19 protein-coding genes are annotated in these 22346 nt (G+C 66.7%); 13 read left to right on the top strand and 6 right to left on the bottom strand.

The window, feature by feature from the left end:
• Positions 1-31: 31 nt before the first annotated feature.
• The gene (rpoB, locus tag ACWDPV_RS01040; RefSeq protein WP_449741414.1) at positions 32-3529 is read left to right on the top strand and encodes a DNA-directed RNA polymerase subunit beta; all 3498 of its coding nucleotides are present in this window, start codon (positions 32-34) and stop codon (positions 3527-3529) included.
• 83 nt (positions 3530-3612) lie between these two features.
• Positions 3613-7572 carry a DNA-directed RNA polymerase subunit beta' gene (locus tag ACWDPV_RS01035; RefSeq protein WP_449741413.1) on the top strand — a complete coding sequence of 1320 codons (3960 nt, stop codon included), beginning with the start codon at positions 3613-3615 and terminating at the stop codon, positions 7570-7572.
• 136 nt (positions 7573-7708) lie between these two features.
• Here the strand turns inward: ACWDPV_RS01035 and ACWDPV_RS01030 are convergent, their stop codons facing one another.
• Positions 7709-8404, bottom strand: coding sequence for a TetR/AcrR family transcriptional regulator (locus ACWDPV_RS01030; protein WP_449741412.1), 696 nt, complete (start codon positions 8402-8404; stop codon positions 7709-7711).
• A 115-nt stretch (positions 8405-8519) separates the two neighbouring features.
• On the opposite strand from ACWDPV_RS01030, the gene ACWDPV_RS01025 reads away from it, so the two are divergent.
• Positions 8520-9974: an MFS transporter gene (locus ACWDPV_RS01025; RefSeq protein ID WP_449741411.1), complete on the top strand. Its 1455-nt coding sequence runs from the start codon at positions 8520-8522 to the stop codon at positions 9972-9974.
• A gap of 54 nt (positions 9975-10028) precedes the next feature.
• Here the strand turns inward: ACWDPV_RS01025 and ACWDPV_RS01020 are convergent, their stop codons facing one another.
• Positions 10029-10646, bottom strand: coding sequence for a TetR/AcrR family transcriptional regulator (locus tag ACWDPV_RS01020; RefSeq protein WP_449741410.1), 618 nt, complete (start codon positions 10644-10646; stop codon positions 10029-10031).
• A gap of 248 nt (positions 10647-10894) precedes the next feature.
• On the opposite strand from ACWDPV_RS01020, the gene ACWDPV_RS01015 reads away from it, so the two are divergent.
• Genes ACWDPV_RS01015 through ACWDPV_RS00970 form a run of 10 tightly spaced genes read left to right on the top strand, consistent with a single transcriptional unit; the run spans position 10895 to position 20194 of the window.
• Positions 10895-11674, top strand: coding sequence for an ABC transporter permease (locus tag ACWDPV_RS01015; protein WP_449741409.1), 780 nt, complete (start codon positions 10895-10897; stop codon positions 11672-11674).
• 1 nt (position 11675) lies between these two features.
• Positions 11676-12539 (top strand): MlaE family ABC transporter permease, encoded by an 864-nt coding sequence (locus ACWDPV_RS01010; protein WP_449741408.1) that lies wholly within the window; start codon positions 11676-11678, stop codon positions 12537-12539.
• A complete protein-coding gene (locus ACWDPV_RS01005) occupies positions 12536-13558 on the top strand; it encodes an MlaD family protein (RefSeq protein WP_449741407.1) in 1023 nt (340 codons plus the stop codon). Before ACWDPV_RS01010 ends, ACWDPV_RS01005 begins: the two co-directional genes overlap by 4 nt.
• A 20-nt stretch (positions 13559-13578) precedes the next feature.
• Positions 13579-14598 (top strand): MlaD family protein, encoded by a 1020-nt coding sequence (locus tag ACWDPV_RS01000; RefSeq protein ID WP_449741406.1) that lies wholly within the window; start codon positions 13579-13581, stop codon positions 14596-14598.
• Entirely contained in the window at positions 14586-15641 is a 1056-nt protein-coding gene (locus tag ACWDPV_RS00995) for an MlaD family protein (RefSeq protein WP_449741405.1), read from the top strand. Before ACWDPV_RS01000 ends, ACWDPV_RS00995 begins: the two co-directional genes overlap by 13 nt.
• Positions 15641-16762: an MlaD family protein gene (locus ACWDPV_RS00990; protein WP_449741404.1), complete on the top strand. Its 1122-nt coding sequence runs from the start codon at positions 15641-15643 to the stop codon at positions 16760-16762. Before ACWDPV_RS00995 ends, ACWDPV_RS00990 begins: the two co-directional genes overlap by 1 nt.
• Entirely contained in the window at positions 16759-17820 is a 1062-nt protein-coding gene (locus tag ACWDPV_RS00985; RefSeq protein WP_449741403.1) for an MlaD family protein, read from the top strand. The genes ACWDPV_RS00990 and ACWDPV_RS00985 overlap by 4 nt, the downstream gene beginning before the upstream one ends.
• Positions 17817-18788 (top strand): MlaD family protein, encoded by a 972-nt coding sequence (locus ACWDPV_RS00980; RefSeq protein ID WP_449741402.1) that lies wholly within the window; start codon positions 17817-17819, stop codon positions 18786-18788. The genes ACWDPV_RS00985 and ACWDPV_RS00980 overlap by 4 nt, the downstream gene beginning before the upstream one ends.
• 15 nt (positions 18789-18803) lie before the next feature.
• Complete coding sequence (locus ACWDPV_RS00975) at positions 18804-19706, top strand: serine/threonine protein kinase (RefSeq protein ID WP_449741401.1); 903 nt, start codon at positions 18804-18806, stop codon at positions 19704-19706.
• On the top strand, positions 19703-20194 hold the full coding sequence (locus ACWDPV_RS00970; RefSeq protein WP_449741400.1) for a hypothetical protein: 492 nt from the start codon (positions 19703-19705) through the stop codon (positions 20192-20194). Before ACWDPV_RS00975 ends, ACWDPV_RS00970 begins: the two co-directional genes overlap by 4 nt.
• Positions 20195-20387: 193 nt before the next feature.
• Here the strand turns inward: ACWDPV_RS00970 and ACWDPV_RS00965 are convergent, their stop codons facing one another.
• The 4 genes from ACWDPV_RS00965 to ACWDPV_RS00950 form a co-directional block, all read right to left on the bottom strand.
• Positions 20388-20741 carry a hypothetical protein gene (locus ACWDPV_RS00965; protein WP_449741399.1) on the bottom strand — a complete coding sequence of 118 codons (354 nt, stop codon included), beginning with the start codon at positions 20739-20741 and terminating at the stop codon, positions 20388-20390.
• 47 nt (positions 20742-20788) lie between these two features.
• Positions 20789-21133 (bottom strand): hypothetical protein, encoded by a 345-nt coding sequence (locus ACWDPV_RS00960; protein ID WP_449741398.1) that lies wholly within the window; start codon positions 21131-21133, stop codon positions 20789-20791.
• A gap of 130 nt (positions 21134-21263) precedes the next feature.
• On the bottom strand, positions 21264-21833 hold the full coding sequence (locus ACWDPV_RS00955) for an RNA polymerase sigma factor (RefSeq protein WP_449741397.1): 570 nt from the start codon (positions 21831-21833) through the stop codon (positions 21264-21266).
• 80 nt (positions 21834-21913) lie between these two features.
• Positions 21914-22315, bottom strand: coding sequence for a hypothetical protein (locus ACWDPV_RS00950; RefSeq protein WP_449741396.1), 402 nt, complete (start codon positions 22313-22315; stop codon positions 21914-21916).
• Positions 22316-22346: the final 31 nt, after the last annotated feature.

Raw genomic sequence — 22346 nt, 5'->3', positions numbered from 1 at the left:
CAGTGAACACATCGTGTTGGAAGGACGCACCTTGGCAGTCGACCGCCAGTCCACCTCAACCACCATCCCCGGCGCACCACACCGCGCCTCGTTCGCAAAAATCAGCGAACCCCTGGAGGTACCGGGCCTCCTGGATCTCCAACTCGACTCGTTCGAATGGCTCGTCGGATCGCCGGAATGGCGCGCCAAGGCGATCAGCCGCGGCGACGAGCGCCCCACCGGCGGACTCGAAGACATCCTGCACGAGCTGTCCCCGATCGAGGACTTCTCGGGATCGATGTCGCTGTCCTTCTCCGACCCACACTTCGACGAGGTCAAGGCCTCCGTCGAGGAGTGCAAGGACAAGGACATGACCTACGCGGCGCCCCTGTTCGTCACCGCGGAGTTCATCAACAACAACACCGGTGAGATCAAGTCGCAGACCGTGTTCATGGGCGACTTCCCGATCATGACCGACAAGGGCAGCTTCATCATCAACGGCACCGAGCGTGTCGTGGTGAGCCAGCTCGTGCGCAGCCCCGGCGTGTACTTCGATGCCAACATCGACAAGACCACCGAGAAGACGCTGCACACCGTCAAGGTGATCCCGAGCCGCGGCGCCTGGCTCGAGTTCGACGTCGACAAGCGCGACACCGTCGGTGTCCGCATCGACCGCAAGCGCCGCCAGCCGGTCACCGTGCTGCTCAAGGCCCTCGGCTGGACGAACGAGGAGATCTCCGAGCGCTTCGGATTCTCCGAGATCATGATGTCCACCCTGGAGAAGGACAACACCGCCAACCAGGACGAGGCGCTGCTCGAGGTCTACCGCAAGCTGCGTCCGGGCGAGCCGCCGACCAAGGAGTCCGCGGAGAACCTGCTGGAGAACCTGTTCTTCAAGGAGAAGCGCTACGACCTGGCCCGCGTCGGCCGTTACAAGGTCAACAAGAAGCTCGGTCTCACCGACAACCCGATGACCGGCGAGGCGACCCTCACCCGTGAGGACATCGCCGCGACCGTCGAGTACCTGGTGCGCCTGCACGACGCCGACCCGCACACCGTGTCGTTTGCCAAGGTGGCAGGGCCGGAATCGCTCGACGTGCCGATCGAGGTCGACGACATCGACCACTTCGGCAACCGTCGTCTGCGTACCGTCGGCGAGCTGATCCAGAACCAGATCCGCGTGGGCCTCTCGCGTATGGAGCGTGTCGTGCGTGAGCGCATGACCACCCAGGACGTCGAGGCGATCACCCCGCAGACCCTGATCAACATCCGTCCCGTCGTGGCGGCGATCAAGGAGTTCTTCGGCACCAGCCAGCTGTCGCAGTTCATGGACCAGAACAACCCGCTGTCGGGTCTGACGCACAAGCGTCGTCTGTCTGCGCTGGGCCCGGGTGGTCTGAGCCGTGAGCGCGCCGGCCTCGAGGTGCGCGACGTGCACCCCAGCCACTACGGCCGCATGTGCCCGATTGAGACCCCGGAAGGCCCGAACATCGGCCTGATCGGTTCGCTGTCGGTGTACGCGCGGGTCAACCCGTTCGGCTTCATCGAGACCCCGTACCGCAAGGTGATCGACGGTGTCGTCTCCGACACCATCGAGTACATGACCGCCGACGAGGAGGATCGTTACCTCATCGGGCAGGCCAACACCGCCTACGACCTCGACGGCAACATCACCGACGATCGCGTGCTGGTGCGTAAGAAGGGCTCGGAGGTGGAGTTCGTCTCCGCCGCGCAGGTCGAATACCTCGACGTGTCGCCGCGCCAGATGGTCTCCGTCGCGACCGCGATGATCCCGTTCCTCGAGCACGACGACGCCAACCGCGCACTGATGGGTGCGAACATGCAGCGTCAGGCCGTGCCGCTGGTGCGCAACGAGTCGCCGCTGGTCGGTACCGGCATGGAGCTGCGTGCCGCCGTCGACGCCGGTGACGTCATCGTCTCCGGCAAGACCGGTGTGGTCGAGGAGGTCTCCGCCGACTACATCACCGTGATGGCCGACGACGGCACCCGCGACACCTACCGGATGCGCAAGTTCGCCCGCTCCAACCACGGCACCTGCGCCAACCAGCGTCCGATCGTGGACGAGGGGCAGCGCGTCGAGTCCGGCCAGGTCCTCGCCGACGGCCCCTGCACCGAGAACGGTGAGATGGCCCTCGGAAAGAACCTCCTCGTGGCGATCATGCCGTGGGAGGGTCACAACTACGAGGACGCGATCATCCTGAGCCAGCGTCTCGTCGAGGAGGACACCCTCACCTCGATCCACATCGAGGAGCACGAGATCGACGCCCGCGACACCAAGCTCGGTGCCGAGGAGATCACTCGGGACATCCCGAACGTCTCCGACGAGGTGCTCGCCGATCTCGACGAGCGCGGCATCGTCCGCATCGGTGCCGAGGTCCGCGACGGCGACGTCCTGGTCGGCAAGGTCACCCCGAAGGGCGAGACCGAACTGACCCCGGAGGAGCGTCTGCTGCGTGCCATCTTCGGTGAGAAGGCCCGCGAGGTGCGCGACACCTCGCTGAAGGTGCCGCACGGCGAGACCGGCAAGGTCATCGGTGTGCGCGTGTTCAGTCGCGACGACGACGACGATCTGCCCCCGGGCGTCAACGAACTCGTCCGCGTCTACGTCGCGCAGAAGCGCAAGATCCAGGACGGCGACAAGCTGGCCGGCCGGCACGGCAACAAGGGCGTCATCGGCAAGATCCTCCCGCAGGAGGACATGCCGTTCCTGCCCGACGGCACCCCGGTCGACATCATCCTGAACACCCACGGTGTGCCGCGTCGTATGAACATCGGCCAGATCCTGGAGACCCACCTCGGGTGGATCGCCAAGGCCGGCTGGAACATCGACGTCGCAAGCGGTGTGCCCGACTGGGCGTCGAAGCTGCCCGAGGACATGTACTCGTCGGCTCCCGACACCAACACCGCCACCCCGGTGTTCGACGGTGCGCGTGAGGAGGAGCTGACCGGACTGCTGTCCTCGACGCTGCCCAACCGCGACGGTGAGGTGATGGTCAACGGCGACGGCAAGGCGACGCTGTTCGACGGTCGTTCCGGCGAGCCGTTCCCGTACCCGGTGTCGGTCGGCTACATGTACATCATCAAGCTGCACCACCTGGTCGACGACAAGATCCACGCCCGCTCGACCGGTCCGTACTCGATGATCACCCAGCAGCCGCTCGGCGGTAAGGCCCAGTTCGGTGGCCAGCGCTTCGGTGAGATGGAGTGCTGGGCCATGCAGGCCTACGGCGCCGCCTACACCCTGCAGGAGCTGCTGACGATCAAGTCGGACGACGTGGTCGGCCGCGTGAAGGTGTACGAGGCCATCGTCAAGGGCGAGAACATCCCCGAGCCCGGCATCCCCGAGTCGTTCAAGGTGCTCCTCAAGGAGCTCCAGTCGCTCTGCCTCAACGTCGAGGTGCTGTCCAGTGACGGCGCCGCGATCGAGATGGCCGACACCGACGACGAGGATCTCGAGCGCGCCGCGGCCAACCTCGGCATCAACCTGTCGCGCAACGAGTCGGCCACGGTCGACGACCTCGCGAACTGACCAGCGCACGTGGGGGCTGCACAAGCCCCCACGTGTCACCCCCATTCAGTCGAATTCAAGAGCTTGCTCAGGGAAGGCATAGAGTGCTCGACGTCAACTACTTCGACGAACTGAAGATCGGTCTTGCGACGGCCGATGACATCCACAACTGGTCGTACGGCGAGGTCAAGAAGCCCGAGACCATCAACTACCGCACGCTCAAGCCGGAGAAGGACGGCCTGTTCTGCGAGAAGATCTTCGGACCGACTCGCGACTGGGAGTGCTACTGCGGCAAGTACAAGCGTGTGCGCTTCAAGGGCATCATCTGCGAGCGCTGCGGCGTCGAGGTCACCAAGGCCAAGGTCCGCCGCGAGCGGATGGGTCACATCGAGCTCGCCGCACCGGTCACCCACATCTGGTACTTCAAGGGTGTGCCGAGCCGGTTGGGCTACCTGCTCGACCTCGCGCCGAAGGATCTCGAGAAGATCATCTACTTCGCCGCCTACGTGATCACCTCCGTCGACGACGAGCTGCGTCACAACGAGCTGTCGACGCTCGAGGCCGAGATGGAGGTCGAGAAGAAGGCTGTCGCCGATCAGCGCGACGTCGACCTCAACGAGCGGTCGGCCAAGCTCGAGGCCGATGTCGCCGAACTCGAGGCCGAGGGTGCCAAGGCCGACGTGCGCCGCAAGGTCAAGGACGGTGCCGAGCGTGAGATGAAGCGCATGCGCGACGCCGCGCAGCGTGAACTCGACGGTCTCGAGGAACTGTGGGACAAGTTCGTCAAGCTCGCCCCCGGTGACCTGATCATCGACGAGAAGCTCTACCACCAGCTGCAGGACCGCTACGGCGAGTACTTCACCGGTGCGATGGGTGCCGAGGCGATCAAGAAGCTCCTGGAGACCTTCGACATCGACGCCGAGGCCGAGTCGCTGCGCGAGACCATCCGCAGCGGCAAGGGCCAGAAGAAGCTGCGTGCGCTCAAGCGACTGAAGGTCGTGGCCGCTTTCCAGCAGTCCGGCAATTCGCCGCTGGGTATGGTGCTCGACGCCGTGCCGGTGATCCCGCCGGAGCTGCGTCCGATGGTGCAGCTCGACGGTGGCCGCTTCGCGACCTCCGACCTGAACGACCTGTACCGCCGCGTCATCAACCGCAACAACCGCCTCAAGCGACTGATCGACCTCGGTGCCCCCGAGATCATCGTCAACAACGAGAAGCGGATGCTGCAGGAGTCGGTGGACGCCCTGTTCGACAACGGCCGCCGCGGCCGTCCGGTCACCGGACCGGGCAACCGTCCGCTGAAGTCGTTGAGCGATCTGCTCAAGGGCAAGCAGGGTCGTTTCCGTCAGAACCTGCTCGGTAAGCGCGTCGACTACTCGGGCCGTTCGGTCATCGTCGTCGGCCCGCAGCTCAAGCTGCACCAGTGTGGTCTGCCCAAGCTGATGGCGCTCGAGCTGTTCAAGCCGTTCGTGATGAAGCGTCTGGTCGATCTCAACCAGGCCCAGAACATCAAGTCGGCCAAGCGCATGGTGGAGCGTCAGCGTCCCGCCGTGTGGGACGTCCTCGAAGAGGTCATCGCCGAGCACCCGGTTCTGCTGAACCGTGCGCCGACGCTGCACCGCCTCGGTATCCAGGCCTTCGAGCCGCAGCTGGTGGAGGGCAAGGCCATCCAGCTGCACCCGCTGGTGTGTGAGGCGTTCAACGCCGACTTCGACGGTGACCAGATGGCCGTGCACCTGCCGCTGAGCGCGGAGGCACAGTCCGAGGCCCGCATCCTGATGCTGTCCTCGAACAACATCCTCTCGCCGGCCTCGGGTCGCCCGCTGGCCATGCCGCGTCTGGACATGGTGACCGGCCTGTTCTACCTGACCACCCTGAAGGAGGGTGCGGCAGGCGAGTACCGGGCGGCCACCGCGGACACCCCGGAAGAGGGCGTCTACTCCAGCCCGTCGGAGGCCATCATGGCCGTCGACCGTGGGGTGCTGACCGTGCAGTCGCGCATCAAGGTGCGGCTGACCGACCAACGTCCGCCGGCCGACGTCGAGGCGCAGGAGTATCCGGACGGTTGGCGTTACGGGCAGCCGTGGACCACCATCACGACCCTGGGTCGGGTGCTGTTCAACGAGCTGCTGCCGATCGAGTACCCGTTCGTCGACGAGCAGATGCCGAAGAAGCGTCAGGCCGCGATCATCAACGATCTCGCCGAGCGTTATCCGATGATCGTCGTCGCGCAGACCGTCGACAAGCTCAAGGACGTCGGCTTCTACTGGGCCACCCGTTCGGGTGTCACCGTGTCGATGGCCGACGTGCTCGTGCCGCCGGCCAAGACCGAGATCCTCGAACGTTACGAGGAGCGTGCCGACGGTCTGGAGCGCAAGTTCCAGCGCGGTGCCCTGACCCCGGATGAGCGGCGCGACGCGCTGGTCGAGATCTGGAAGCAGGCCACCGAAGAGGTCGGCAAGGTCATGGAGGAGTACTACCCCGAGGACAACCCGATCATCATGATCCCGAAGTCGGGTGCCACCGGTAACCTGACGCAGGTTCGTAACCTGTCGGGCATGAAGGGTCTGGTGACCAACCCGAAGGGTGAGTTCATCCCGCGTCCGATCAAGTCCTCCTTCCGTGAGGGCCTGACCGTGCTGGAGTACTTCATCAACACCCACGGTGCCCGAAAGGGTCTGGCCGACACCGCACTTCGCACCGCCGACTCGGGTTACCTGACCCGTCGTCTGGTGGACGTCAGCCAGGACGTGATCGTTCGCGAGACCGACTGCAACACCGAACGCGGCATCGTGGTGTCGCTTGGTGAGAAGCAGCCGGACGGGTCGATCATCCGTGACGCGCATGTGGAGACCAGCGCCTACGCCCGCACCCTCGCCGCCGACGCCCTCGACGAGAACGGCAACGTCATCGTCGAGCGTGGACACGACCTGGGCGACCCGGCCATCGAGGCACTGCTGGCCGCCGGCATCACCTCGGTGAAGGTCCGTTCGGTCCTGACGTGTGCGACCGGCACCGGCGTGTGCGCGATGTGCTACGGCCGTTCGATGGCCACCGGCAAGCTCGTCGACATCGGCGAGGCCGTCGGTATCATCGCCGCCCAGTCGATCGGTGAGCCCGGAACCCAGCTGACCATGCGTACCTTTCACCAGGGTGGCGTCGGTGACGACATCACCGGTGGTCTGCCGCGTGTGCAGGAGCTCTTCGAGGCGCGCGTGCCCAAGGGTGTCGCGCCGATCGCGGAGGTCTCCGGCCGGGTGCGTCTGGAGGACGACGACCGCTTCTACAAGATCACGATCATCCCCGATGACGGATCGGAAGAGGTTGTCTACGACAAGATCTCGAAGCGTCAGCGACTGCGTGTGTTCAAGCACGACGACGGCTCCGAGCGTCTGCTCGCCGACGGTGACCACGTCGACGTGGGTCAGCAGCTGATGGAGGGTTCGGCGAACCCGCATGAGGTGCTGCGCGTCATGGGTCCGCGTCAGGTGCAGGTGCACCTGGTCAACGAGGTCCAGGAGGTCTACCGCAGCCAGGGTGTGTCGATCCACGACAAGCACATCGAGACCATCGTGCGTCAGATGCTGCGTCGCGTGACGATCATCGATCACGGTGCCACGGAGTTCCTGCCCGGTTCGCTCGTCGAGCGCGCCGAGTTCGAGTCCGCGAACCGTCAGGTGGTCAGTGAGGGTGGCGAGCCCGCCGCCGGACGTCCGGTGCTGATGGGTATCACCAAGGCCTCGTTGGCAACCGAGTCGTGGCTGTCGGCGGCGTCGTTCCAGGAGACCACGCGTGTCCTGACCGATGCGGCCATCAACAGCCGCAGCGACAAGCTGATCGGTCTGAAGGAGAACGTGATCATCGGTAAGTTGATCCCGGCCGGTACCGGCATCAACCGGTACCGCAACATCCAGGTTCAGCCGACCGAGGAGGCGCGCGCCGCGGCGTACGCGATGCCCGCCTACGACGACACCTACTACAGCCCGGACGGCACCTTCGGTGCCCCGTCGGGCGCTGCGGTGCCGCTCGACGACTACGGCTTCTCCGGAGGCGACTACCGCTAGTCACTCTGCGCAGCGACACAACGCAGGGTCACAGACCAACGGCCCCCACACCTTTCGGTGTGGGGGCCGTTGTCGTCGGTGTGTCGATGTCGCGACCGGGGGTCAACTGCGCGAGCTCTCCGCCGACGCGACGTCCTCACCCCCGGCCGGCCTGCAATCGCAGCCCCGCGAGGATGAGTTCGAGGCCGGAACGGAACTGGTCGGCGTCGTCGTGGCCCTCGAACTCGTCGACGATGTAGTGCATGTATGGGTACTTCGTCGCGTCGAGTGCCCGCCATTGATCGACCACGCGGCCCAGGTAGGCCTCGCGTGAGGTGGTGCCGTCCACCACCTCCTGGGGCGGTTCCTGACCCAGGTCGGCGGCCACGCCGATGACGTAGCCGAGTACCGCCGAGACCGCGTGGAAGGCCTTCCGCGGGGAGAGATCCAGCCGCATCGCCTGTTCACCGATGCGTTCGTACAGATCCAGCGCGTTGGACTGGACGGTGGTGTTGCGCATGAAATACGAAGCAAGCCAAGGTCTTTGGACTATCGCAGCGAAGACGGTCTCGGCGATCGCGCGAATGTTGTCGATCGGATCCTCGGCGTCGCGCATGTTCTCCAGGTCGGCGAGGATGCCCGCCACCACGTGGTCGGTGGCACGGTCGAGGAGTTCGTCCTTATTGGACACGTACCAGTAGATACTGCCGACGCCGCCGCCGAGCCGGGCGGCGAGCGCGCGGAAGGTCAGGGCCGATTCGCCGGACTCGTCGAGCAGGGCCACGGCCGCCTCGATGACGGTCTCCATCGAATGTGACGCGCGCCGACGGGTTGTGCGTGCTCCGGGTGCCATGACACCCATCTCATCACACCGCCACGCAGCGGCCTTGCGACATATCGAACGACGTTCTATTATCGAACCACGTTCGACAAACGAACAACGTTCGATACTGAAGGAGGTGGTTCCGATGACCTCGGCAACCGAATCGCTCCCGACCCGCACCTACGGGTCGCTGCGGGCAGCCTGGATCCCGCTCGCTGCCCTGTGTATGGCCTTTTTCGTGGAGATGGTCGACAACACCCTGCTCACCATCGCCCTGCCGACGATCGGCCGTGACCTGGGCAGCGGCACCACTGCCCTGCAGTGGGTGACCGGCGCGTACTCGCTGACCTTCGGTGGCCTGCTGCTCACCGCGGGGTCGGCCGCCGACCGACTCGGCCGCCGTCGGGTGCTGCTCTACGGACTCGCGGCCTTCGGGCTGATCAGCCTTGCGGTGATCTTCGTGAACTCCGCCGGTGAGCTGATCGTGCTGCGCGCCGCCCTCGGCATCGCGGCCGCCGCAATGGCCCCGATCACCAACTCGCTGGTGTTCCGGCTCTTCGAGTCCGACACGCTGCGAATGCGGGCGATGACGATCATGATCATCGTCGGCATGAGTGGTTTCATCCTCGGGCCGCTGCTCGGCGGCACCGTGCTGACCCATCTCCGGTGGGAGTGGCTGCTGGTGATCAACGCCCCGATCGCGCTCATCGCCTGGATCGGGGTGCGGGCCGGAGTGCCCGCCGACCGCCCGCAGGATCTGACCGGCGACCGGCTCGATCTTCCCGGCGCGGTCTTGAGCATCGCCGCCATCGGAGCGGCCTGCTACATGCTGACCAGCGGCGTCGAGTATGGCTGGGTCTCGGTCCCGACCATTGGATGCGCGGTGGGCGCGATCGTCGCCGTGGTCGCCTTCATCTGGCATGAGCGCCGCACCGCACAGCCGATGCTGGACCTGACCATCTTCCGGTTCGGCGCCGTCCGCGGCGCCGCGGTCGCCCAGATCGGTACCTCGATCGCGATGGCCGGGGTGATGTTCGGGCTGATTCTGCACTTCCAGTACGCCTACGGCTGGAGCCCGATGAAGGCCGGTCTGGCCAACCTCCCGATGATCGTCACGATGATCGCGGCCACCCCAATCTCGGAGGGGCTGGCCAAGAGGTACGGGCATCGGATCGCGTGCATCGTCGGTGCGATCCTGCTCGCCGGTTCGCTGGCCGGTCTGGCCTGGGGCGTCGATCACGGATACCTCGCGATCGCGGTGTGCATGGTCGTCATGACCATCGGCCTGCGTACGGTCATGACCATCTGCGCCGTCGCCCTCGTCGACGCGATGCCGGAGAACCGGACCTCGATGGGCACCTCGCTCAACGACACCGCACAGGAGGTCGGCACCAGCATCGGGACCGCCGTCGTCGGCACGTCTATCGCCGCCTTGGTCACGGTCAGCCTGCCGAGCGGGGTGTGGAGTCCGGAACTCGTGGCCTCGTTCTTCCACGGCGAGCGGATCACCTACGCGGTACTGGCCGTCATCGTCGGTGTCGTCGCCGGATGGGGTGCGATGATGCTGACCAACTCGCATTCGGTGGAGGAGGCGCACTGAGCCGCATCGACGAGTTCGTCACCGCCCCTGGGCAATCGCCCGGGGGCGGCCGCGTCACCAGACCAGCGGCGCGATGAACTTCCGGGCGTAGGCGCGGACCGCGTCGGCGTCGGCGGTGTCGAGGGCGGGGGTGGGGGTCAGCGCGAACGAGGTGATCAACCGGAACACGAGTTCGGCGACCTGCCACAGGTCGGTGTCGGGCATCGACGCACCCGCCGTGCGCAGGGTTCCGGCGATGCCCCGGCTGAACGACTCCACCATCTCCTCGACCTGGGGGGCCTCGAACCCGACGAACATCTCCAGCGCATCGGGCTGATCGGCCAGGATCTTCTGGATGAGGTCATCGGAGCGGAAGCCGGTCACCCCGATGACGAAGGTCTCGATCACCGTGGTGCGTGGGTCCCGGCCGCCGACCGCGACGTCGATCTCGCGCGCGTAGTCGCGGCGAAGTCGCTGGATGACCTCGGCCAGCAAATTCTCTTTTGTGGGGAATCGCCGGTAGAGGGTGCTGCGGCTGATGCCGGCCTCGGCGGCGATGCGGTCGATGCTGGCGCGGCGGACCCCGGACCGTCGGAACTCGACGATGGCCGCGGCCGTGATCGAGTCGGCCTGCCCGTTCTCGATGGAGCTGCGTCGGTCCGCCCGCGTTCGTGGAGGAGTGAGACCGGTCACGGGGTGAATCTACCGCACAATGGCGTCTCAGTCGGTCCGAGTGGCCGGGACGTCGTCGATCAGGAACCGCATGTGCAATGCCGGTGTCGATCAGGACATTCCGGACCCCAGGCCTAGGTCATGTGACACGAGACACATCCATGTGTGATACTCGCCGGGACAGATTCTGAAACCAGAACGCATCATGTGTTCCAAAACCAAGCAAATGCTTGATTGCCTGTGGGTGTGAGCGAGGGGAGGTGCGGACAGTGCCACTTGCCGCCGGTGCCCAGAGCTTCGGCCGGACCGTACGGCTCGGCGCGCGGACCCCGCTCATCGCCGCCATCGACATCATCGGCGGCCGATTCCCGATCCGCGAGGCGGTCATCCAGGCCTGGTTCCTGCTCAGCATCACCGTGTTGCCGGCGCTGCTGATGGCGGTGCCGTTCGGCGTGATCATCGCGGTCCAGATCGGCGGCCTCACCAGCAATCTCGGCGCCACATCGATGGCCGGCGCGGTCGGCGGCATGGGCGTCATCCAGCAGGGCGCACCGATGGCCGCGGCCCTGCTCCTCGGTGGGGCGGGGGCCTCGGCGATCACCGCCGACCTCGGTGCGCGGACGGTCCGCGAGGAGATCGACGCGATGCGGGTCCTCGGCATCGACCCGACCCGACGACTCGTGGCACCCCGCATGGTCGCCATGGTGCTGGTGGCGCCCGTGCTCTCGATCCTGATCATCGTCATCGCCGTGGCCGCCAGTTTTATCGTGGCCATCACCGGCCAGGGCGTGGTGGCCGGATCGTATTGGCAGTCCTTCGGCAGTTACGCCTCGACCACCGACCTGTGGATCTGCCTCGGCAAGTCCGTCATCTTCGGCTTCGTCGTCGTGGTGATCGCGGCGCGCCGCGGACTCGAAGCCGCCGGTGGTGCCCGCGGCGTGGCCGACGCCGTCAACGCGGCCGTCGTCCTCGGCATCGTCGCGTCGATGGTGATCAACGTGATCATCACTCAGGTGACGGCCCTGTTCATCCCGGTGCAGGTCATCTGACGTGGCACCGCAGACGACGGGCTTCGTCCCCAGCACCCGTTTCCCCGGCCTGTCGCGCGCCGGCCGGTCGGCGGGACGTCCCTTCGAGCACATCGGCCGCCAGACGAGTTTCGTCCTCGACGTCCTCGCCGGACTGCCGCACACTGTGCGGGCCTACCGAACCCAGACGATGGCGGCCTTCGCCGAGACCACCTGGGGCAACGGCTCGATCATGGTCGGCGGCGGGATCGCGAGTGTGCTGGCGATCCTCGGTCTCTCGGTGGGCGGGATGATCGGCATCCTCGGTGTCACCAGCCTGTCGTCGCTGAATCTGTCCCCGATGGCCGGACTCATCACCGGCTACGCCGCGACCCGCGAGATGGCCCCGATCATCGCCGCCGTCGGATTCGCCGCCCAGGCCGGCTGCCGGATGACCGCCGAGATCGGATCGATGCGGATCTCCGAGGAGATCGATGCCCTCGAGGCACAGGCCATTCGGCCGATCCCGTTCGTGGTGGGCACCCGCGTGGTGGCCGGCGTGCTCGCCATCGTCCCGTTCTACCTGGTGTCGCTGTGCCTGGCGTACCTGTCCTCGCGGATCGTGGTCAGCGTCTTCTACGGGCAGTCCGCCGGCGCCTACGACCGCTACGTCGAGGCCTTCGTCAGTCCGGTCGACGTGATCTACTCGACGGTGAAAGTCGTTGTCTTCGCGGTGATCGTGATCATCGCGCACACCTACTACGGGTTCTTCGCCCACGGCGGCCCGGAAGGTGTCGGCATCGCCTCCGGACGGGCCATCCGGGCCAGCCTCGTGCTCATCGTCACCGCCGACATGGCGATGTCGCTGATGTTCTGGGGCCTCAACTCGGGATTGAACTTCGCATGACACGAGGACGGGAGCGTTCCGCGCGTACCCTGCGCATCCGGGGACTGCTGACGGTGGCGGCCATCGTCGCGATCGTGGCACTGCTTGTCGTTCAACCCTTTTCCGGTGACGGCGGAATGGTCGAGTTCGACATCGTCGCACCGAGCGTGCCCGACGGCATCCAGAACGGGGTGCCGGTGGACGTCCGCGGGGAGACGATCGGCACCGTCTGCGACCTCGACATCTCCCGGCCCGACTCCACCCGACTGACGATCTGCGCCCAAGGTGACCACCTCGGCGAGCTGACCGACGACTCACAGGTCGGTTTCGTCTCCCGCAACCTGTTCGGCTCCGATGCCGTGCGACTGAGTCCAGCGACGACGGGGAGGGCGGTCGGACCGGGCAGCGTCATCACACTGGCGGCGCCGCCGGCCGACAACACCATGACCGCCGTCATGCGCAGCGCCGGCGGCGTCACCCTGCCGGTACTCACCCCCGAACTCAGCGATCTGCTGAAAGATCTGAGCGACACCACCATTCGTCTGGCACCATTCATGACCGCCACCACCGTCGCGCTGCAGACCCTGCAACGCGGACAGACCGCCCGGATACGCACCCTGCTGCCGGGCGCCACCGACGCCTTCGACGGTGTGGCGGTGGCGGGTGCGTCGGCGATCACCGGTCTGGAGACCACGCTGACCAATCCGCTGCTGGCCGACCACGCCTACACCGCCAGCGTGACCAGCATGATCGGCGACATCGGTGACCTGTTCTCCGGGCTCGGTGCGCTCTTCAACGGGATGAGCCCGTTCGGGGCGACCCTCGACCTGGTCAACGCGTTCACGACCCCGTTGGGCACCGCGCTGCGCGGGGTTACCCCCGACGAGCTCGCCGGGCTGATCGACCGCTTCGGCGGTGCCTTCCACACCGACCCGCGAACCGGCAGGACCACCCTGTCGACCGAGGTGAATCTCGACCTGGTGCCTGGCTTTTCGGCTCCGATGAGCCAGCTGCTCGCACGATCGGGGGCCGGATCGTGAGAAGTGCGCGTTCGGCCGTCATGCGTCTGCTTCTCGTCGCGGCCGTGGTGATCCTGGCGCTGTATGCCATTGTCGCCGCGATCAACCGGCCCGTCGGCGGCGACACCGACACCTACCGCGCCGAGTTCACCGACGTGTTCGGTCTGCACCTCAACGCCGACGTCCGGATTCGCGGTGTCGCGGTCGGAAAGGTCAACGACATCGAGCTGCAACCCGATGGTCTTGCGCTGGTGACGTTCTCGGTGCGCACGAGCAACCGGCTGACCGGGCACGACCAACTCGCCATCCGATTTCAGAATCTGGTCGGTCAGCGGTATCTCGCGATCACCGACGCCGCCACCATCTCCTCCGCCGGCAACTCCTCCGCCGGTACGTCCGACGCCCCGATCGACCCGGCCGCGGTGATCCCGGCGTCGAAGACCGTCGGGTCCTTCGATATCACCAAGCTGTTCAACGGTCTTCGGCCGATCCTCGTCGGCGCCGACCCGGCCGTGTTCAACACCTTCGCCACCAACCTGCTGCACCTGATCCAGGGTGAGGACGGCGTCGGGATCGGTGCGGTGCTCGGTGACATCGATCGACTGACCCAGTTCGCCACCGACAAACGCGCCATGATCACGGTCATCCTCAACAACCTCGGTGTGGTGTCCGACCAGTTGCAGGGCAAGTCGTCGATGATCACCACCCTGATGTCGAGCATGCGCATGCTGTTCGACACGCTCGAGAATCGTCTCGACCTGCTCAAGAAGGCCTTCGGAACGGGTTCGGAGGTGTTCCCGCCCATCGTCGAGTTGATGAAGAGCACTTTCGATCTCGGCCTCGGCGGGCACGATCACATCTCTGCCCGGCTGATGGAACTCATCCCCGACACCACGCGCCTCACCGAGGTGCTGTCGGTGGTGCCGACAATGCTCGCCCCCATCAACGCGACGATGGGGCAGTCCGGGATCGACGCGAACTGTTCGCACGGCCGGATGGCGTTGCCCGCCATGGGGACCGTGCTGCTCGGCGGCGGGAAGGTGACGCTGTGTCGCGCGTGACCGGCGGCGCGTCCCTGCGCACCCGCATCGAGGACTTCGCGGTCCGTGACGAGATCGGACGCCGCGGTGAATTCGCCTGGGCCATCGGCCTGGTGGTCGTGGTGGTGATCCTGGTGGCCGTGACGTCGATGTTCTATCTTCGGCCACCCGGACGCGCGCAGTATCACGCGGTGATGGAGGAGAGCGGCGGAATCACCGGCGGCACCGAGGTGCGGGTCGCCGGGATACCGGTGGGTGACGTGACCGCGGTGACCCTGGGGGAGGGGGAAGGGGAGGGGGAGGGGGAGGTGGAGGTCACCCTCGACGTCGACTCGTCGGTATTCCTCGGCGACCAGACCTCGATGCAGGTCCGGATGCTCACCGTGGTCGGTGGCGCCTACGTCGCGCTGTTGCCGGCCGGCACGGCACCGTTGGGCGACAACGCCATTCCCAAGGATCGGATAACCATCCCGTATTCGACCGGTGAGGTCCTCGACGCCGCCGCCTCCACCGCGAGCCGGATCGACGCGCTGACGATGCGCGACACCGCAGTCGCGGCCACCGACAGTCTCGATGCCGCACCCGGCTCGGTCCGCGGCATCCTGTCGAATGCCGCCGACATCACCGCACTTCTCGACGACCAACAACACCAACTCGAATCCATCGCCGATCTGAGTGGGGAGTACACCACAACGATTGCCGCACAGAGGGATACGATCGTCGAGATGATCAGCCGCATCCGCTCGGTGCTGCCGCTGATCATCGGCTACAAGGATCGCGGTATCCAGACCTACGACGCACTCGCCGAGATGGTCCTCTACGTCGGTGACATCTTCGGCGAGCCCTACGAGACCCGGATCGGTCCACCCCTGCATCAACTCGCTTCGACGGCAGGTCAGGTCAACGAGATGTCGACGAAGATGGGTGAGGCCATCCGGCAACTCCGCGAGATCGCCGACAGACTCTCCACCATCGTCACGCCCAACGGCGTGTCGTTGGACTTCGGAGACCAGGTGATCGACGACTCCGTCGTCTGCATCCCGATCGCCGGACGGACCTGCTGATGAGCGTCCGGGTGGTGCGTCCCCGTGGCCGCGTCGCGGCGCTGATCGCGGCGTTGCTGGTGGTCACGCTCATGATCGGTGCGGTGGTCGTCTGGCTCCGGTTGTCCGACAACGACAAACGAGCACTGTGCGCACAACTGCCGGACTCGGCGGGCCTCTATGTCGGCAACGCGGTCAACATCCGGGGGGTGCGCGTCGGCACCGTGACCGGGATTGCGCCGCACAACGGGCAGGTCACCGTCGACATGTCCATCGACGACGACCGGCCGATCGCTGCCACGGCACGGGTTGTCGCGGTGAACAATTCGGTGCTCGCCGACCGCCGGCTCGAACTCGTCGACGCGCAGGCCCGCGGCGGACCGACGATGGACAGCGGCGACTGCATACCGCGCAGCCGGTCCTACACACCGATCTCGGTGAGTGCGGCGTTCTCGTCCTTCACCACGATGTTCGACGAGATCGGCGGCAGTGGAACGGATTCCGCCGCGCCGGTGGGCGGACTTCTCACCGCGGTGGACCGCCAGTTCGACGGCACCGGCCCCGACATCAACGCCACGATCACCAATCTGTCCCGGCTGATGGCCGACCCGAAGGACTTCCTCGCCCAGATGCGCACCGTCTTCGACAACCTGGCCGTCCTCACCGACGTCGCCGACCAGAACTGGGATCCCATCCGTGAGATCGGGGTCAACGCAGCATCGTTGACCTTCTTCATGGCCCGGCTGTTCGAGGATTTCGTCTACATCTTCGACGGTTTGGGAGAGGCCGGACCCGGCCTCGACGACCTCCTCGGCAATGTCTTGCCCCCGGTGCTCGACACCGCCGACGTCGCCATGCCCTTCGTCACCGTGGCGATCGCCCACACCGATGACCTGACGGCCATCCTGGAGAAGACACCCGGTATCGCGACCAATCTCGCGACGACGATCAACCGGAAAGCCGCCGCGTTCCAGGTGTCCTACCGCGCACCGCGGGTCGCCGTGCGGACCCCCGACAGTGCCGCGTTGTGCGCCTTGGTCAATCGCGCCGATCCCGGCGGTTGCGACCCGTCGTCCGGGTCGGTCGCCGAGGTGAACCTCACCGAGGTCGTCGCCCGGTTGGTGCAGGGGGGTGCTCGATGATCGCGCGCCGTGGCCTCCAGATGCACGGTGCCCGGATACGCAGTGCCCTGACGATGGCGATGTGCGTGCTCGCCGTGGTCGCCGCGCTGGTGACGGCGATCATCGGTGCCGGCACCAACCCGGTCACGCTGCTGCCGCGGCTCACCGCGTCGTCGGGTGGTTCGACGCTCTACGTCGACTTCGCCTCCGTCGTCAACCTGCCGCTCGGCGCGCGGGTGCTGGCCCGCGGAACCCAGATCGGCACAGTGCAATCCATCGGTCTGGTGCCCGACGCCGCCCGCCTGAGCATCGATCTCGCTCAGCAGGCCAGGGTACCGGCCGGTTCCACCGCCGAACTGCGGCAGTCGACGCTGCTCGGCGACATCTATGTGGCGCTGATCCCGCCCGAGGGGACTTCTCCGTCGTCGTCGATGCTGCCCGACGGCGCGGTGATCGGCGTCGCTGACACCGACCCCGGACCGCAGGTCGAGGACATCATCGTCAACCTCGCCGACTTCATGTCCGGCGGATCGATTCTGCGCGTGCAGGATTCGATCCGGCAGATCAACGAGTCGGTGGACACCGGCGGCGACCTGGCCGGCGCATCCCGGGTCGGCGCGCAGGACATCACCGACCTGGCTGCGGGCACGCGCGATCTCGACGCGATGATCACCAGCCTGCAGAAGGCCTCGACCGAGATGGCGGCCAACCCCGATGCGCTGGGCTATTCCTTCGGCGACAAGGGCCAATTCGGGTTGCGCGCGGTGTTCAACTCGGTCAACGAAGGATTCAAACTCGTCGCCGGATCCAGTGCGCTGGCCGCCGGGCTGAGCTGGCTGGCCCCGCGACTGGCCCAACTCAATCCCTTCCTGGACAAGCTCGTTCCGCTGCTGCGGAGCCACTCGGCCCACTCGACGCAGTTCAACGGCAACATCGGCGCGCTGATCGACGTGACGCGCACCGACGTCATACCGTTCGTGAAGGACGGCGCCATCTCCGTGGACCAGGTCACCCTCGACGACGCCGACGTGACGCGCTCGGTGGCGTCGGTGCTGCGGATGATGGGGGCGTTGCGATGACCGGCACCGCGATGCTCGCCCGCAACATCGCCGCCATCGTGGGAACCGTAGCGGTGCTGGTGGCGTCGGCGGCGTACCTGTCGCTCGGTGTCCTCGACGTACGACCTCTCGACGACACGACGACGGTCACCATGACCGTCCCGACATCCAATGGCTTACACGCCGGTTCGGCGGTGCTGTTGCGCGGCGTCGACATCGGGGAGGTCACCTCGGTGAGCTATCAGGGATCGGCGGTGCAGGTCTCCGTGGCCTACGACGCCCGCTACGACATCCCGGTCGACAGCCGGTTCGACCTGTCCGCGCAGTCGATGCTCGGCGAATCGGGCATCGTCGTGACACCCCAGAGTGCCGGCAGTACAGCGGTTCTCGCCGACGGCGACCACGTCGAGGCCACCGCCGTCGAAGTGCCCGCATCGGTGCCCGAGCTTCTCGGGTCGGCGGAGAAGTTGCTCGATCAGGTCGATCCCGGTCTGGTCAATCGCCTCGTCGACACCCTCTCGGCCGCACTCGCCGGAACCGACGAGGCGGTGGACCGCCTCGCCCCGGCTGCCCAGTTGCTCGCGGCGACGATGATCTACTCGCAGCCGGCGCTGGTGACGGTCATCGGCAATGCGACGTCGATCCTGCAACGCGCCGACTGGGTGGGGCCGGCGCTGCGGGCGACGAGCCCCGAATTGCTGTACGCGGGCGAGAGCCTGCGGCGCGTAATCACCAGCGTCAAACCCTTCGCCGACTTCACCCGCGGCGGCGAACTCATCGGTGAGCGGTGGAAGCCGACGCTCAACCGGGCGGCGCCGCTGGTGGCCACGATCGCGCCTCCCATCGGCTCGCTGGCGCAGACCCTGCTGCCCGCGGCGCAGCGGTCGGGCGGCCCGCTGGCCAATCTCGACATCGCCGCCGTGCTCGACCGGGTCATGCAGATGCTGCCCGGCGACAGCGTGCGCCTGAACGTGACCATCCCGAACTGAGACGAGGAGCAGCCCATGTCCACCGACATCAGCGAGACCGCTGAGACCACCGAGGCCCCTGACGCCATCGAGGCCCCTGACACCATCGAGGCGTCCCACACCATCGAGGCCACCGACACCACCGAGGCCACCGGGGAGGTGTCGACCGATTCCGGGTCCGCCACATCCGTTGCCGCACCGGCCAAGAAGAAGAAAAAGAAGAAGGCCAAGTCCGCCACCAAGGCCGCATCTGCGCCGCCGGCCGCGCCGCCGGCACCGTCGCTGCGCGCGCAACTCACCGAGAACCTGCATCCTCGACGGCATCCGGTGATCGTCGGACTCGTCGCGTTGAGTGTGGCCGCGTTGGTGGCGACGACCGTGCTCGGAATCCTGTTGAGTCAGCGATCCGATCAGCTCAGCGCAGCCGAGCAACTCGCCGCCGACAAGGCGGCAGCCGAACGCGTCGCCGGTGACTATGCCGTGGGTGCGGCGACGTTCGACTTCCGGGATCTCACTCCCTGGTCGACGGCGTTGAAGAAGGGCACCGCCCCCGAACTCACCTCGCGCTTCGACGTGGCGGTCAAGACTCTCACCCCGTTGATCCAGGAGGTGCAGTGGAATCAGACCGCCAGGCTCATCGCCGCGACGACGGTCGACGTCCGCGCGGATCGGCAGTTCGTGGTGCAGGTCTTCGTCTCGACGCACATGACGAGTACCCAGAATCCCGCCGGACTCAATACCGTCACCCCCTACACGGTGACCCTTGACCGTGACGACAACTGGCTGATCACCGATGTGGCCGGGATCGCCGACGCGGCGCAGGATGGTTCGACCGGAACCGGTACCCCCGACCTCGCGCCCGCCGATTCCGCCGCGCCCTCCCAGGCGCCGGCCACTCCCGGCGCCACCTCGATGACACCGGCTCCGCCGACGCCGTGAGCCGCGGCGAGGGCCGGTGGTCGGGTGTGCTGTTGCTGACCTCGGGGGTCGCGGCGATCGCAGTGTTGATGCCGTGGGCGCGGGCCCGGGGCGTGACGATTCCCGACACCTCCGACGTCGCCGGTGACGCGGTCAGCCATCCCGGCGCATTCGAGAGTGTCCGCGTGCTCGGGGCCACCACGGCGCCGGGAGCGACGATATTGGCCGCGATCTGCCTGGTGACGGTGGTGGCACTGTGGCGGACCGCTCCGTCCTACCGGCCGAGCCGGGCGGGCCACCTCTGCATCGCCGCGTCGGCACTCGCAATGGCCGCTGCCCTGTGGTTCGTCCTCGACGCGGATCTGCGGACCGCGGCGCTCGGGAAGTCCATCGACCTGCAGTCAGACACGGTGACGCTCACTGCGTGGCCGTGGATTACGTTGGGATGCGCCGCGATCGGCTGCATCGCCGGTGTCCTGCTGGTACCGCGCCACACGCGCGTGGCATGAGGGGTCGCCACACGGGCGTCGTTTCGACGGAGCTCAACGCGGCGGCCGGCGCTCCGCCCGGCTCGACCGACGGATGGGGCGCTCGGCCAACGAACCCATGGGTGCTCGATCAGCGGCTTGGAAGCCGCCCCAACGGGATGGCCCCCGCACTCGTGAAGAGTGCAGGGGCCATGTGCCGGCGTGAGTCGGAGGCTCAGGCGTCGATGCCGCCGTCGTCGTCGCCGGACTCCTCGAGATCGACGACATTGCCGTCCTCGTCGACGGCGGTGTCGTAGTACCCGTCGCCGTCGGTGTCGAGGATGGAGGTCTCGAACTCGCCGTCGCCGTCGGTGTCGAGGGCTGCGGTGTCGGTGTAGCCGTCGCCGTCGGTGTCGACCTCGATCAGGTCGCCTACCCCGTCGCCGTCGGTGTCGGTAATGACGGTTTCGGTGTAGCCGTCACCGTCGAGGTCGGCCTCCACGGTGTCGATGACGCCGTCGCCGTCAGTGTCGGATGCGTAGCCGTCGGTGACGCCGTCGTCGTCGAGGTCCACGGGCTGTTCGGTCATGTCATGTCTCCTGGGGTGGTGGGTGGGTTGAAGGTGGATCGGTCAGGTCAGGCGTCGAAGCCGCCGTCGTCGGCCGCATCCTCGTCGAGCGGGACCGCGGTCTCCTCGTCGAACTCGCCGTCACCGTCGATGTCGACGATCGCGAGGTCGGTGATCCCGTCGTCGTCGGTGTCGATCTCGGCGTAGTCGTAGCTGCCGTCGGCGTCGGTGTCGTAGACGGCGGTATCGGTGGCGCCGTCGAAATCGGTGTCGGACTCGCCGTACTCAAAGACGCCGTCGCCGTCGGCGTCGACCGCGAGGGTGTCGTCGACGCCGTCGCCGTTGGTGTCGCCGACCTGAACGGTCTCGTTGATGCCGTCGCCGTCGATGTCGGTGTAGGAGGTGGTGGTCATGGTGGGGTTCCTTTCGGGAGGTCGTGTTGTGCTTCTGTCTGGTTGGAGCACGCACAGCCCCGAAATGTTCCAGCGGATGCCGATGTCATTCGTTCGATGGAGGACCACTGCACGTGGGAACCTTCAGGCATCACCTCAGATCTGCGAGGAGTTCGGACAGGATCGTTCTCGCGCGGGAGATCCGGCTTCGGACGGTCTGCAGCCCGATGCCCTGGGCCTCGGCGATTTCGGCGTAGGACAGGTCGCCGTAGACGCGTAGGACGAAGGTGGCGCGGTAGGCGTCGGGCAGTTGCGCGAGTGCCTCGGCGATGCGGTCGGCGACGACGATCTGCCCGGCGATATCGGTCGACGATTCCAGCTCGACGTCATCGATGTCTGAAGTGTTTGCGCGCCTGCGTATCTGAGCGAGCGCGGCGTTGGAGGCGATGCGGAACAGCCACGTCGAGAGGCGGGCGTCACCACGAAACCGGGGCAGCGCGCGCCATGCGGCGACGAGGGATTCCTGGAGGGCGTCCTCGGCATCGGTGGCATTGCCGGTGATTCGCAGGCAGATCGCCCACATGCGATCACGTTGCGCCGAGACGAGTTCGGCGAATGCCTGCTGATCGCCGCCCTGAGCTCGCGCGAGGAGGTCGGCCGTGTCGGTGTCGACGGCCGGGGACGAGGCGGACGTGGCCGTAGGGCCGCCGTGCGGGGGCACCCGCTCATCGTAGGGGATGGAACGAGGCTGGGGAATGGGATGAAAGTTGTTTGGCGAGCGAACTATTGCCGTCTCACGACTCAGAAGTCGGCGTCGCCGGAGTCGGAGTCGTCCTGATCCCAGGACGGGTCGTCGTCCGTGGGATCGGCAGGGGAGAGGTCGTCGTCCATCCAGCCGTCGTCCGGATCGGCGTCATCTGAATCGGCGTCGTCCAAATCAGTGCCGTCCGGATCAGTGCCGGCCGCGTCGAGCTCATCCAGATCGACCCCGTCAGCGTCCACCCCGTCAGCGTCCACCCCGTCAGCGTCGACCCCGTCGGCGTCGTCCGCCGGGTCGTCACCGGCCGGCGCGGTCAGGTCGTCGTCGGCCTCGGCGTCGGGATCGAATGCGGTCGCCAGTGCGGACTCCCAGACGTCGTCGGGTGCGGTCAGGTCAGACGCGGGATCGTTGGCCGCCAGCCACGTCTCGATGTCGTCGGTCATCGCCGCACTCCGTCTCCGTCGGTCGTTTGAT

It is taken from the genome of Gordonia sp. NPDC003504 (genome assembly GCF_053587995.1).
Note: the sequence above shows the minus strand (reverse complement) of the source record. Positions and strands in the feature narration are given on the sequence as shown.